This window comes from Cohaesibacter celericrescens, assembly GCF_002866925.1.
In the GTDB taxonomy this organism is placed as follows: Bacteria; Pseudomonadota; Alphaproteobacteria; order Rhizobiales; family Cohaesibacteraceae; genus Cohaesibacter; species Cohaesibacter celericrescens.
Window position 1 is genome coordinate 134796 of sequence record NZ_PKUQ01000022.1, and the last position, 12820, is coordinate 147615.

The 12820-nt window shown below is 49.2% G+C and carries 11 protein-coding genes; 8 read left to right on the forward strand and 3 right to left on the reverse strand.

Annotated features, from left to right (window positions below; all coding sequences use genetic code 11):
- The first annotated feature begins 336 nt into the window (after positions 1 to 336).
- Together C0081_RS11895 and C0081_RS11900 are read left to right on the forward strand one after the other, a co-directional pair.
- Complete coding sequence (locus tag C0081_RS11895) at positions 337 to 1242, forward strand: dihydrodipicolinate synthase family protein (protein WP_101534053.1); 906 nt, start codon at positions 337 to 339, stop codon at positions 1240 to 1242.
- 176 nt (positions 1243 to 1418) lie between these two features.
- Positions 1419 to 2423 carry a 4-hydroxyproline epimerase gene (locus C0081_RS11900; RefSeq protein WP_101534362.1) on the forward strand — a complete coding sequence of 335 codons (1005 nt, stop codon included), beginning with the start codon at positions 1419 to 1421 and terminating at the stop codon, positions 2421 to 2423.
- A 50-nt stretch (positions 2424 to 2473) separates the two neighbouring features.
- On the opposite strand, the gene C0081_RS11905 is transcribed toward C0081_RS11900, so the two are convergent.
- Positions 2474 to 3082 (reverse strand): 2-hydroxychromene-2-carboxylate isomerase, encoded by a 609-nt coding sequence (locus tag C0081_RS11905; protein ID WP_210200481.1) that lies wholly within the window; start codon positions 3080 to 3082, stop codon positions 2474 to 2476.
- A 329-nt stretch (positions 3083 to 3411) separates the two neighbouring features.
- On the opposite strand from C0081_RS11905, the gene C0081_RS11910 reads away from it, so the two are divergent.
- Complete coding sequence (locus tag C0081_RS11910) at positions 3412 to 5031, forward strand: fumarate hydratase (protein WP_180966869.1); 1620 nt, start codon at positions 3412 to 3414, stop codon at positions 5029 to 5031.
- Positions 5032 to 5154: 123 nt separating this feature from the next.
- Here the strand turns inward: C0081_RS11910 and C0081_RS11915 are convergent, their stop codons facing one another.
- Complete coding sequence (locus C0081_RS11915; RefSeq protein WP_101534055.1) at positions 5155 to 6468, reverse strand: autotransporter outer membrane beta-barrel domain-containing protein; 1314 nt, start codon at positions 6466 to 6468, stop codon at positions 5155 to 5157.
- Positions 6469 to 6998: 530 nt separating this feature from the next.
- On the opposite strand from C0081_RS11915, the gene C0081_RS11920 reads away from it, so the two are divergent.
- Positions 6999 to 7598: a L,D-transpeptidase gene (locus C0081_RS11920; RefSeq protein WP_101534056.1), complete on the forward strand. Its 600-nt coding sequence runs from the start codon at positions 6999 to 7001 to the stop codon at positions 7596 to 7598.
- An 85-nt stretch (positions 7599 to 7683) separates the two neighbouring features.
- Here C0081_RS11920 and C0081_RS11925 read toward each other — a convergent pair whose 3' ends face one another.
- Positions 7684 to 8040: a gamma-butyrobetaine hydroxylase family protein gene (locus C0081_RS11925; protein ID WP_101534057.1), complete on the reverse strand. Its 357-nt coding sequence runs from the start codon at positions 8038 to 8040 to the stop codon at positions 7684 to 7686.
- Positions 8041 to 8372: 332 nt separating this feature from the next.
- Between C0081_RS11925 and moaA the strand changes: the two genes are divergently transcribed.
- From moaA to C0081_RS11945, 4 genes are all read left to right on the forward strand, one after another.
- Entirely contained in the window at positions 8373 to 9398 is a 1026-nt protein-coding gene (gene moaA, locus C0081_RS11930) for a GTP 3',8-cyclase MoaA (protein ID WP_101534058.1), read from the forward strand.
- 40 nt (positions 9399 to 9438) lie between these two features.
- Positions 9439 to 10398: a DMT family transporter gene (locus C0081_RS11935; RefSeq protein ID WP_101534059.1), complete on the forward strand. Its 960-nt coding sequence runs from the start codon at positions 9439 to 9441 to the stop codon at positions 10396 to 10398.
- Between the two features lie 213 nt (positions 10399 to 10611).
- Positions 10612 to 11586 carry a DMT family transporter gene (locus C0081_RS11940; RefSeq protein WP_101534060.1) on the forward strand — a complete coding sequence of 325 codons (975 nt, stop codon included), beginning with the start codon at positions 10612 to 10614 and terminating at the stop codon, positions 11584 to 11586.
- A complete protein-coding gene (locus C0081_RS11945; RefSeq protein WP_101534061.1) occupies positions 11583 to 12809 on the forward strand; it encodes a multidrug effflux MFS transporter in 1227 nt (408 codons plus the stop codon). Before C0081_RS11940 ends, C0081_RS11945 begins: the two co-directional genes overlap by 4 nt.
- Positions 12810 to 12820: the final 11 nt, after the last annotated feature.

Below are 12820 nucleotides of genomic sequence, written 5' to 3' on the forward strand. Positions count from 1 at the left end.
ATAGCAATTGATGCGTCCACAGGGTCATGCAGTACCATAACGGGCTGTTTCAACATATTGATTTTCTATAATTAATTATCGCTTAGCCCATGAGAAACTCATAATACTGTCCTCTTTTATGGCTTTCCTTGTAGCAGTTTCTTTCATTTTTGGATCCAAGATTTGTTTCGGACTTGCGCCATGATCCGTATTTATGCATATTGTATCCAATTATTGATTTACAAAAATCTGAAACCGGATTGTGCGCAAATCATTCGCATACAAGGCTATCGGGTGCAGACTTCGCTTCAAAAACACGAAAAGCACCCCACTTCACGTATTAGACAGGAGGCTACAATGGTTAAATGGCAGGGTGTTTTTCCCGCAGTTACGACAAAATTTAATGACGATATGTCCTTGGACTATGCTGGCAACGTCTCCCATATCGCATGGCAAATCGATAATGGCGTCGACGGTGTTGTCGTGTGTGGTTCCCTTGGGGAAGCCAGCACTCTGGAGGTTGATGAAAAAGTCCAAATTGTAAAAGCAGCCAAAGAAGCCTCTCAAGATCGCATTCCGGTTATTGCAACCGTGTCCGAAACAGCAACCCTGCGCGGGCTTTCCTTTGTCGACAAAGCCCAGAAAGCAGGAGCTGACGGCTTTATGGTGCTACCCGGAACGCTTTATCATGCGGATAGTCGCGAAGCAGTCGCACATTATCAGACGATTGCGGATGCGTCCGACAAACCGATCCTGATTTACAACAACCCAGTGGGGTATCGCGTCGATCTGGGGGAAAGTGAACTTGCTGAACTGGCGAAGGATCCCAAGTTCCAAGCCATTAAAGAAAGTTCGGATGACATCCGGCGCACAACCACCCTACGCAACCGCTTTGGCAACAGGTTTTCACTGATGATGGGTGTCGACAATCTGGCGCTCGAAAGCCTTATGATGGGAGCTGACGGTTGGATAGCCGGTCTTGTAGATGCGTTTCCGGCCGAAACGGTTGCCATTTACAAGCTGGCCAAAGCAGGTCGTTGGGATGAAGCCAGAGAAATATATCGCTGGTTTGTTCCGCTCCTGGAACTAGATGTAAGCACCAAGCTGGTTCAAAATATCAAGCTGGCCGGATTGGTGGTCGGACGGTGTAACGACGTGGTTCGTATGCCTCGCATGCCACTGGCCGGTGCAGACAGAGACAAGGTTGTTGGCATTGTCGAAAAAGCCATAGCCAGTCGCCCGACATTGCCTACCGATATCTAACGCTCAAAGATTGGCCACAGTTGAGGGGGCATGCTTGCCCAAAACACTTTCGAACTCTCTTCATGTGGTAGTTACCCTTGCTGGATAATCACAGCGATGGCACGATACTGGCGGGACGTTGCATTGCCTGACGCCCTGCCCCTTTGTTCAGACCTTGAGGGAAAGTTATGCCGAGCATAAAGCCCAATACATTTTTGTGCATTGATGGCCACACCTGTGGCAATCCCGTGCGTTTGGTTGCAGGCGGTGCGCCAATACTTAAGGGAGAGACCCAGAGCGCAAGACGGCAATATTTTCTGGAGCATTATGACTGGATCAGAACGGGGTTGATGTTCGAACCACGTGGTCATGACATGATGTCGGGGGCTATCCTTTCACCGTCAACCAGAGACGACTGCGATATATCTATTCTCTTTATAGAAACCTCGGGCTGTTTGCCGATGTGTGGGCATGGCACCATCGGCACGGTGACGTTTGCGCTGGAACGCGGATTGGTTCAGCCAGCACAACAAGGCACTTTGACATTGGACGCCCCTGCTGGACGCATTGTCGCGCATTATGAACAGACTGCCAACGGCAAAGTCAGCAAGGTCAAGATCACTAATGTGCCATCCTATCTGGCGGCAAAAGGCATAAAAATTGAATGTCCAGAACTGGGCACATTGACAGTCGATGTGGCCTATGGTGGCAACTTCTACGCAATCATCGAAGAACAAGAAGGGTTTGACGGTCTCCAGACCATGAAACCGGCTGATGTTCTGAGACTGTCGCCCGTCGTCCGTGAACGTGTCAACGAAGCCATCACGCTTTCGCATCCGGAAGATAAGACAATCGAAGGCGTAAGCCATGTCATGTGGACCGGTTCCCCTACCAATGCAACGAGCGACATGGCAAATGCAGTTTTCTACGGAGACAAAGCCATAGACCGAAGCCCCTGCGGCACAGGAACATCGGCACGCATGGCGCAATTGGCAGCGACAGGCAGACTGAAGGTCGGCGATCACTTTGTTCATGAGTCGATTATCGGCAGCCAGTTCACTGGTTGCGTAGAATCAGCAACCAAAGTGGGTGACTTTGAGGCCATTATTCCCAGCATTGAAGGCTGGGCCGTTCAAACGGGATACAATACAATTTTCCTCAATGAGGAAGATCCGTTTGTTCATGGGTTTCAGGTTGTTTAAGTCCCATCCAACGCCTTGTTCGGCGCCGTTCGCCCTGGAAATTTGGGTTTTCAGCTTTTGGCCAAGGCGCTCTCAACCGCTTGTTCCAATCGGTCGTCACCCCAAAACATTTCCCCGTTTTGAGTCACAAAGAATGGAGCGCCAAACACACCCAGAGAATCTGCTTCATCTGTAAGGTTTCGTAATTTTTGTTTCACCGTCAGACTGCCAGCCTTTTCCAGAACACTTTTGGCATCAAATCCAAGCTGCTCGAGAATGTTTGTAAGTGCTGTCGCATCGGTCAGCCCCGCGCCCTTTTGGAAATGAGCGGAATAGACCGTTCGTGCAAACTCTGGCAACCGACTGTCACCCATTAGATGGCAGGCAATACGGGTGGGTAACAATCCATTTTGAGGGAATGGGTCGGGGACCTTAAAAGGCGACAACCTGTATCGGTGACTTTGACGCGCAACATCCATCCACATGTAATCGGCTTTTTTGGGATTCTTCGTCATTGGACTGTCGATTGACCCCAAATCTTTCTTAAAAATGGCCCCAAGCAAAAACGGACGCCAGTCCAGCTCCACACCAGAGCGATTTGCGGTCTCCTCAATACGCATTGCGGATAGATAAGAATAGGGTGAAGCAAATTCGAACCAGAACTGTAACCGTGCAGTCAAAATGATATTTCCCCACCCTTAAGACGATTATTTATCCAGACATATACGTATAGAAACCAATTTCCAGTCTCAAAACTGCAATATCTTGTGGTTATAACCTATAAAATCGTAAACTGCGCGGAGCTGCGACTTAAAGTGACAGGAGCCATGCGCATGTTTCATAGATTTTCCCATAAGAAGCACTTGATCTTTTGCGCTGGGAGTCGCACCAATGGGACGTTGCTTTTTCCGCCTGCTGGCCAGGGCCAAGCCCTCTCGATAGAGACACCAGCTGCGGACCCCGATCACGCAGATCTAAGCGGGCGATTTGGCCAGCTATAAAAGGACCAATGATGAGCTATCAGGCGAACAAACTGTTCCCACTTGGGAAAGACCAAACACCCTACCGCAAATTGACTTCCGATTATGTTTCAGTGGAAACTTTCAAGGGCAAAGACGTGCTCGTGGTTCAGGAAGAAGGCATTCGCATCCTTTCTGAACAAGCCTTTATGGATATCAACCATTTGTTGCGCCCCGAGCACCTAGCGCAGCTACGCAAAATTCTCGACGATGAAGAATCAACTGGCAACGACAAATTTGTCGCTTTCGATCTTTTGAAAAATGCCAATATTTCTGCCGCCGGTATTTTGCCTATGTGTCAGGACACGGGCACAGGGATTGTTGTGGGCAAAAAAGGCACCAGCGTTTGGGTTGAAGGCTCTGACGAAGGCGCGCTTAGCCAAGGTGTATTTGACGCTTACAACAAAAAGAACCTGCGCTACAGCCAGCTTGCTCCGATCTCCATGTTTGAGGAGCAAAACACCAAGAACAACCTGCCGGCACAGATCGATATTTTCTCAGAAGGCGACGACGAGTATAAATTTCTATTCATGGCAAAAGGCGGCGGCTCGGCCAACAAGACGTTCCTTTATCAGGGCACCCCTTCCCTGTTGACCAAAGAGCGCTTGCTTGCCTTCCTTGATGAAAAGATCAAGACTCTGGGCACAGCTGCTTGTCCGCCATACCATCTGGCTGTCACCATCGGTGGCCTCTCGGCAGAGATGAACCTAAAAACCACTAAATTGGCCTCCGCTCATTATTATGACGCATTGCCAACCACGGGGTCCGAGACAGCCAACGCGTTCCGCGACCTTGAGATGGAAGAAGAAATCCACAAAATGACCCAAAAAATGGGTATTGGCGCACAGTTCGGTGGCAAGTATTTCTGCCATGATGTGCGTGTGGTTCGTCTTCCTCGTCACGGGGCATCATTGCCCATTTCCATTGGCGTATCCTGTTCTGCTGACCGTCAGTGTAAAGGCAAGATCACCAAAGACGGCATATTCATTGAAGCCCTGGAAACAAATCCCGCAAAATACTTGCCAGACGTAGACAGCGAGGAGCTCGGCGGCGATGTGGTCAAAATTGACCTCAATGCACCAATGGCTGAGCAATTGGCCGCGCTTTCAAAATATCCGACCAAAACCCGTTTGTCGTTGACTGGCCCGCTGATTGTGGCTCGTGATTTGGCCCATGCCAAAATCCGCGCACGTCTGGAAGCTGGCGAGCCGATGCCGGAATATATGAAAAACCATCCAGTCTATTATGCAGGTCCTGCAAAAACACCTGAAGGTTTTGCTTCAGGGTCCTTTGGCCCAACCACTGCGGGACGTATGGACAGCTTTGTTGATCAGTTCCAGTCATTCGGTGGCTCAATGATCATGTTGGCCAAAGGCAACCGCTCCAAAGCGGTCACCAACGCCTGTAAAGAGCATGGTGGTTTCTATCTTGGGTCCATTGGCGGGCCTGCCGCACGACTGGCTCAAGACTGCATAAAAAAGGTCGAATGTGTTGAATATCCAGAACTGGGTATGGAAGCTGTATGGCGCATTGAAGTCGAAGATTTCCCTGCATTCATCGTCGTCGACGACAAAGGCAACGATTTCTTTGCTGAACTGAATTTGGGTTAATTTCCATTCTTCTGAGTTCTGCACAAACAAAAGAAAAGCCCGGTGATCAGCCGGGCTTTTTCTTTTGTATCAGCACCTTGAATCAAACTCCTAAGAAAATGATTCCACCTAATTCAGGTTACCTTACCAACGGACACGCAATCCAACCGTGCCTGTGTGATTGCGTTCAATGCTGTTAAAGGCAGCAGAATATCCAGCAGACAGAGCGACATTTTCGTTCAGATTTGCCATTACAGACGCATAGATATTAGCGACATTCAGCGGCGGTTTTGCCCCCACATATTCGTAGCTAGACCCTTGATTGGTTGAAATGCGACTGGCATTGGACAGTTCGCCAAAACGATGGCTCCAGTATCCTCCGATGGTTGGGACGATCGACATATAATCTCCCACGAAAGCGGATGATAGATTCAGCCCCAGCTTGGTGCTACCAATCATTGTCGTATTCTTGTCGGTCAAAACGGCTGCAGATGCATTGCCCTGTTCAAGCACCTCATCTTGCATGAGCCAATTCATTTCGACTCCGGCCAGCGGCTGGATCACCACGCGGCCCGAGGTTAAACGGAACCCGGATTCAAAGACTGCACTAATGCGCTTGTTGGTGAATTTTGACCACATAGGCCACAAATTGCCATTGTTGTTGACATCGACGGTGCGGCTGGTTTTGGTACGCTCGATGCCATATGTGCCAAGCCCATCCAAATACCATTTACCCACTTCCAGGGTTGCTGTGACGCCACCTTTTAATGCGAGAACGTCGAATTCGTTGTTGTTCTCGTTGATCGCAACGGCAACGTTGGCAACAGAGCCAAGCAGGCCAACGCGGAAATATTCATTTGAATAAATGTCCATCCCAGCCATCAGGCCCCCAGATTCAATTTTAACGCTCGCGAGGTTTGCTGTTGCGTTCTTGCTGCCAATGGTACCCAACAATTTTACCCAAATGCCTTTTTCCAGCGGCGGCACATCATCTTCGCTCATTTCTTCATTAATGGCCTCTGATCCTGCAGCGTCGGCAGCACCGGATGCATATCGAAGAACCATCGCACCAGCTGATACGCGCTCACTGGGTGTCATCGTCATAGCGCCAGTTGCTGCACCTCCACTAGAACTCGCAGCTACCGAGCCGGCAGAGGCGGAGCCAGCAGACGATTTACCGCCGGATGACACTTCACCAACCTGAGTTTGATAGGTCCAGAAAGCGGCTGGAATAGAGGTACAAAAGGGACGTGTTGCTGAAGACAGAAATATATATTGAAAATATTCCGAAAGATCGCAGCTGTTGTTGCAAGTCCCTTTGTGCTTGGGACCAGCGGCGACCGTACAATCATCTGTCGCTTGAGCAGATGCCTTGTCAGACATCAGCGTGAAGGCGAAAAACGCAACAACCACAATAATGGCGAACTTCACAAAGGCATTCAGATTTTGCTTCATCATTTCAACAAACTTAAAACAAACGGCCCTGATTGCTCACCAACGACCTAATGATCATTTTTGGCCCAGACTAATTTTGCATTAACAACATGTTAAGCTCAGGGGCATTTTTAAGCAAACTGAAACCAAATAGCAACTGCATCGCGTGCCTGCATATTGAGCAATCGCGCAAAGAAGCATGATGAAAACAGCATGGACCCGCATAATGAAGTGCAACCCCAATTGAAGTATAGAATCATTTTTGATTGGCCTGAGAATTAGCATCTTTCAAAAGATACCAATTGGTGCGGTTTTTGAATAACCACCTAAAAACGCTTCTCAAACTGTTGCAAAAACGCCACAAAGGACAATTGCTTAGATCAAAAACATAATTGTGATCGAGAATTGATCAAATAAATCTTGCGCTCCCTACCCTTTTTTAGAAATTATCGTATCAAATAACGCTGGTATATTCGTTCGGCTCTGTCTTTTTCTGATTTTTTAGGTCTGAAAGAGGGCGGAACAGGCAAATCATTAGGTTCGGGACAAACTAAATGCGGAAAATCATTACACTTGCGGCAAGCCTTGCTATCGGTTTTGCTGTTGCCGTAACGGGTGCTCAGGCTTCCAAATATTACGATATGGAATCGCAATCTTGGAAAGAAGTCAGCGGCAACACTCGCGGCGGACGCTCACCAATTAAACGCGCTACAGTTAGCTATGATGGGCCTCACTCGAAGGCCCCCAAAGGTACAATCATCGTCAACACCAAAGAGCGTCGCCTGTATTACCTATTGGGTGAAGGCAAAGCGGTCAAATACGGTATTGGTGTTGGTCGCCCTGGTTTTCAATGGACTGGCACAAACCGCGTGAGCCGCAAGGCGGAATGGCCGGGCTGGACACCTCCTCCTGCTATGCGCAAACGGGTTCCAAATCTTCCTGCACACATGGAGGGCGGACCGAAAAACCCACTGGGCGCTCGGGCAATGTACATTGGCTCCACAATCTATCGAATCCATGGTTCTAATGAACCTTGGTCAATCGGTCAGGCTGTTTCTTCTGGTTGTATCCGTCTTGCCAATGAAGACGTGATTGATCTGTATGAACGCGTACAGGTTGGTGCCCGCGTGCACGTCATTCAGGCAAACAAATAATCAAATTCGGGGTCTTTTATACCCAGATATAGAAAAAGCCGGTCACTTTTGTGATCGGCTTTTTTATGCGGACCCGACGGAGCAACTACCCCCTATTGAGCCCCTTAGCACTCAACTCAGATAGGTATGTTTGCCAGATTTCGTCTTTTGCCTTACCCGATTGCAAAAAATAATCCCAAGTATAGTATCCAGTGTCGTGTAGATCGGTGAAAGACAGACGTACAGCATAATTACCGACAGGCTCAATATTCATAATTTCAACGTTGCGTTTGCCGCCAATAGTCTTTTTTTCATCAGCATTATGCCCCTGCACTTCAGCGCTGGGTGATGTCACACGAAGAAACTCTGCGGAAAATTCATACTTTTCACCAGTATCAAAGGACACAGCCAACGTCTTCTTATCTTGGCTCAGACGGATATCAGAGGGCCAGGCTTGGGTCATGTCACACGATTCCTTCGTTTCTTCGATGTTGCATTTCTAGGTATTTTATAACGCACAAATAGAATTTCACTTGTGAAAGGTCAATGAGCCAGCCGCTTAGCTTAATTGACGCAGGGACTATCGTCTGGATACCCTGCCTTCTCTGCCATGCTCCGCCAATACCCGCATCTTGGCGAATTTGTAATCTAGTACGCATGATTGATGATGGATTTTTATCGCTGAGGTCGGTAAAATCCCATATCGTCGAGACGCTGGGCCTATTATGGGAATCCAGTATTTTTTGGAGACGATCTGGCGGAACCTGAAACTCCGTCGGAAAGTAGGAGCATGTAATGCGGTTTGAAGATGAGCAACATAGCAGCCCATCCCTTATCGACCCATTCGGTCGCACGGTTAGCTATCTTCGGGTTTCCGTTACAGATCGTTGCGATTTTCGATGCTTCTATTGCATGGCTGAAAATATGCATTTCCTACCCAAAAAGGAAGTTCTCAGTCTGGAAGAACTGGATCGGCTTTGCACGGCGTTTGTTGATCAGGGTGTAAAGCGATTGCGTCTGACAGGCGGGGAACCTTTGGTTCGAAAGGGTATATTGACCCTGATTTCATCGCTATCGCGTCATTTGGACAGCAGCAAACTCGATGAACTGACATTGACAACCAATGGCTCTCAGCTCAAGCAGATGGCTGGCGATCTTGCCAGCATGGGCGTCAAACGGATCAACGTATCGCTTGACAGTTTACGCGAGGACCGATTCCAAGAGATCACCCGCTGGGGACGGTTTAAACAAGTCATGGACGGCATAGAAGCCGCGCTGGCTGCCGGCATTAAACTCAAACTCAATGCGGTTGCCCTCAAGGGCGTCAATGAAGATGAATTTGATGATATGATCCGCTTCTGCCATCAGCGCGGTATGGACCTGACATTTATCGAAACCATGCCGATGGGTGACATTGATCACGATCGCCTTGATCTGTATTTGCCTTTGTCTCAGCTCAAGCAAGACCTTGCCGAAAGATGGACATTGGAGCCATCCACGCACAAGACCGGTGGCCCTGCCAGCTATATGACCCTAGCCCAGACCGGGGGCCGTATCGGTTTTATCACTCCGATGACCCATAATTTTTGTGAGAGCTGCAATCGCGTTCGTGTGACATGCACCGGGACATTGTATATGTGTCTCGGGCAGGATGATGCCACAGACTTGCGTGCGCCCCTGCGCGCTTCCGAGAGTAATGACCTGCTCAATCAGGCTATCCGAGAAGCAATCACCCGAAAACCAAAGGGTCATGACTTTGTCATTGACAGAGACAATAATCGCCCTTCTATTGGAAGACACATGTCTGTAACTGGCGGCTAGCTATTTTTACTGTCAGAATTTCAAAGCAAGGTTATACCCAATGACAACGGCTCCGCAAGGAACGGCCGCGCGCCGATTGGACTCTTCTCCTCAGCGTGAAGACAAAGGCAATCTATATGGCATTGTGGTCATGCAGATCACAATGTTGTTCTTTGTTACCACTGACACACTATCCAAACTGGTTAGCGACGAGCTGGCAACCGGCCAATTGATTTTTGTGCGAGGCATGTTTGCCGTTGTCGCCATTCTGGTTATTCTAATTTGGCGCGGCGAATTGCGTCATTATCGGCATGCCTTCAATAAAATAGTTCTCTTGCGCGCGGTTTGCGAAACGGTCGCTGCGATTCTATTTTTAACAGCTTTGAAGCATCTGCCACTTGCCAATACAGCCGCGATTCTTTTGACGATTCCACTGGCCACCACCGCCGCTGCCGCGTTGTTTTTGGGCGAACAGGTGGGCATTCGTCGCTGGACAGCGGTTTTTGTTGGATTCTTAGGTGTGATGGCCATCGTAAGGCCGGGGCTAGATGGGTTTAATTCTTACTCTCTCTTTGCGCTTGCCGCTGTGGTGGGGGCATCCACGCGAGATTTGGTGACACGGCGCATTCCAAGTGGCACCTCCTTGTGGGTTGTAACCCTTACAACTCTGTTTATTTCCGCAATCGGAGGTGGGTTGTTAGGGGTGACGGAAACCTGGCAACCCGTCAGCAATCAGAATCTTATTATTCTTTTTGCAGCGGCGTTTTTCCTGACCATGGGACAATTTGCTGTTGTGATAGCCATGAACAGCGGAGAAATTTCTGTTGTCTCTTCCTTTCGCTACATCTCCATGCCCATTGCGCTGACTTATGGTTATCTGCTTTGGGGTGATATACCCGATACCCTGACATGGGTTGGCATTTGCCTCATTCTAAGCGCGGGTATATATACGATATTTCGCGAACGAAAAGTGAGCAGACTGCGTAAACAAGCTCAACAGGACGCCTCCATATCTAAGTAATGCAAGACGTTTTATTGGGTCGGTTGCGAACCAACGACCAACGGTCAGCCCTTAAATCCAACCTTAAATCCAAAGCTTTTGTCGTTGACAGATGCTTTCGACGCCTTTTACTGTCCGCAAATGATATCCGGTTTACCGGTTTGATCCTTCTACTTTTTCACATATCTCATAACTCTCCACTTCAACCTTCTTTGTTTTGAGGCAATTGCTTCCATGTCTACCGCACCGCGATCTTCGGCGGCTGGAGGTGGTGATATCCAATCATCACGCTCTGGCACCAATCGAGGAAATCTCTATGGGATCCTCATGATGCAATTGGCAATATTTGGGTTCGTTACAAATGATACCATGACCAAAATGGTGGGAGCAGATCTACAAGCTGGACAGCTGATATTTGTGCGGGGAATCTTTGCATTTGGTCTGATTTTTACTATTTGCTTGATTACCGGCCAAATCAGCCACTATCGACAACTGGCCAACCGCGCAGTCTGGATAAGGTCTGTACTGGAGGGCTTTACAGTTATTCTATTTGTCATCGCATTGCTGCAATTGCCCTTGGCCAATCTTACAGCGATCATGCTGACGGTTCCCATGGCAACGACCGCGTTGGCGGCCATCTTTCTGGGAGAAAAGGTCGGCATTCATCGCTGGAGTGCCGTTTTCTTCGGATTTGTGGGCGTATTGATCATCGTGCGACCAGGCACAGACGGTTTCAATTTCTACTCACTGTTTGCCCTTTGCGCGGTTGTTTTTGCCGCCGTGCGCGAAGTCATAACCCGCAACATTCCCGCCAGCTATTCCACCTGGATCGTTACTCTGGGCACAATGATCGGCTCATCCGTAGCAGGCATTCTGATGGGCGTCACGGAGACATGGGGAGCGATTGAGACTGAGAATCTGCTGTATCTCGCAGGATCTGCAATATTCTTTATTATCGGGCACTATTTTTTGGTGATCGGCATGAGTCACGGTGAAATATCGGTTGTTTCATCCTTCCGTTATTCCAGCATTTTTATCGCATTGATCTATGGCTATGTTATTTGGTCCGATATTCCCGACGCCATAACTTGGCTAGGAATTGCTCTGATTATGATGGCAGGGCTGTATACCATCTATCGGCAGCGCAAGATTGCACGACAACAACGAGGCCATGCAAAGGTCGAGACAATAACGGAAGTAAATTCATGACCATTGCAACATCGGGCGCCCCTGTCCCCGCCCCATCAGGCACTCTGCGGCCTTCCATTGCGATTTTGGTAGCAGTCACTGCTGTCAATCCTCTGGCTCTGAATCTCTATGTTCCGTCGATGCCAAGTGTACAAGCAACCTTTTCGGCTCCCGCTTCACTTGTCCAGCTTACCTTGTCACTGGGGTTGGTCGGCACAGGGCTTATTCAATTGGCTATTGGCCCGCTTTCAGATCAATTCGGTCGCAGGCCAGTGTTGCTGTGGGGGCTGGTATTCGCTGTCGTGGCCTCGATCTATTGCTCAATCACCCCGTCCCTCAATGGTTTGATTGTCGGGCGCGTTATACAGGTGGCAGGCGGTGCTGCCGGTCTGGTTTTGGGCCGTGCGATCGTCCGCGATCTGCACAAACCTTCAGAAGCTGCCAGCATGTTAGGCTATGTCACAATGGGCATGGCCATGGCTCCGATGATTGCCCCGACCATCGGCGGGATGCTGGATGATTTTGCGAGTTGGCGCGCCGGCTTTGCCTTCACGGCAGTTTTTATAATCATTGTGCTCGCTTGGGCTTGGTATTCATTGCCCGAGACAAACCAACATATTGGTCAGTCTCCTTCAATTAGAGCCATGTTAGGCGACTACAAGCTTTTGCTTGGTTTGAAGAGTTTTTGGGTGTTTACGATGGTCACGGCCTTCACAGGGGGATCCTTCTTTGCCTTTTTAGGCGGCGCGCCCTATGTCAGCCGGCATATTTTTGATTTGGGTGCCACGGAGTATGGCCTGTATTTCATGCTTGTTGCCATCGGCTATAGCTTGGGCAACTATATCACGGGTCGTTATGCCTCACGTCTTGGCCTGTTCCGCATGATCCTTGGCGGTGGCTTGGTGACGCTAGGAAGTTGCGCAAGCATTGTTTTGCTTAGTCTTGTTGGCATAGAAACACCTGCAACCCTGTTTGGTGGGATGTTCTTTTTGGGTGCAGGCAACGGCATGGTCATGCCCAGTGCCAGCGCTGGTGTTGTCAGCGTTCTACCGCGTCTTGCGGGAAGTGCGTCAGGTTTATCCGGGGCAATTGTGACCCTGATTTGTGCTCTATTCAGCTATGTAGTGGCATTTGTGCTCACAGACAGCCTCATGCCAATGGGGCTATTAATGACGGCTTCAGGTCTGGCGATCCTCGTGTTTGCCATAATGGTGCCAAGCGTCTTGCAGGACGCAGACGCTTAGCACATTTCAGG

What these genes read in the sequence shown, in the direction of transcription:
- C0081_RS11895 (WP_101534053.1), top strand. Translation starts at nt 337, where the DNA reads ATGGTTAAATGGCAGGGTGTTTTTCCCGCAGTTACGACAAAATTTAAT.
- C0081_RS11935 (WP_101534059.1), top strand. Translation starts at nt 9,439, where the DNA reads ATGACAACGGCTCCGCAAGGAACGGCCGCGCGCCGATTGGACTCTTCT.
- C0081_RS11925 (WP_101534057.1), bottom strand. Translation starts at nt 8,040, where the DNA reads ATGACCCAAGCCTGGCCCTCTGATATCCGTCTGAGCCAAGATAAGAAG.
- C0081_RS11945 (WP_101534061.1), top strand. Translation starts at nt 11,583, where the DNA reads ATGACCATTGCAACATCGGGCGCCCCTGTCCCCGCCCCATCAGGCACT.
- moaA (WP_101534058.1), top strand. Translation starts at nt 8,373, where the DNA reads ATGCGGTTTGAAGATGAGCAACATAGCAGCCCATCCCTTATCGACCCA.
- C0081_RS11910 (WP_180966869.1), top strand. Translation starts at nt 3,412, where the DNA reads ATGATGAGCTATCAGGCGAACAAACTGTTCCCACTTGGGAAAGACCAA.
- C0081_RS11915 (WP_101534055.1), bottom strand. Translation starts at nt 6,468, where the DNA reads ATGATGAAGCAAAATCTGAATGCCTTTGTGAAGTTCGCCATTATTGTG.
- C0081_RS11920 (WP_101534056.1), top strand. Translation starts at nt 6,999, where the DNA reads ATGCGGAAAATCATTACACTTGCGGCAAGCCTTGCTATCGGTTTTGCT.
- C0081_RS11940 (WP_101534060.1), top strand. Translation starts at nt 10,612, where the DNA reads ATGTCTACCGCACCGCGATCTTCGGCGGCTGGAGGTGGTGATATCCAA.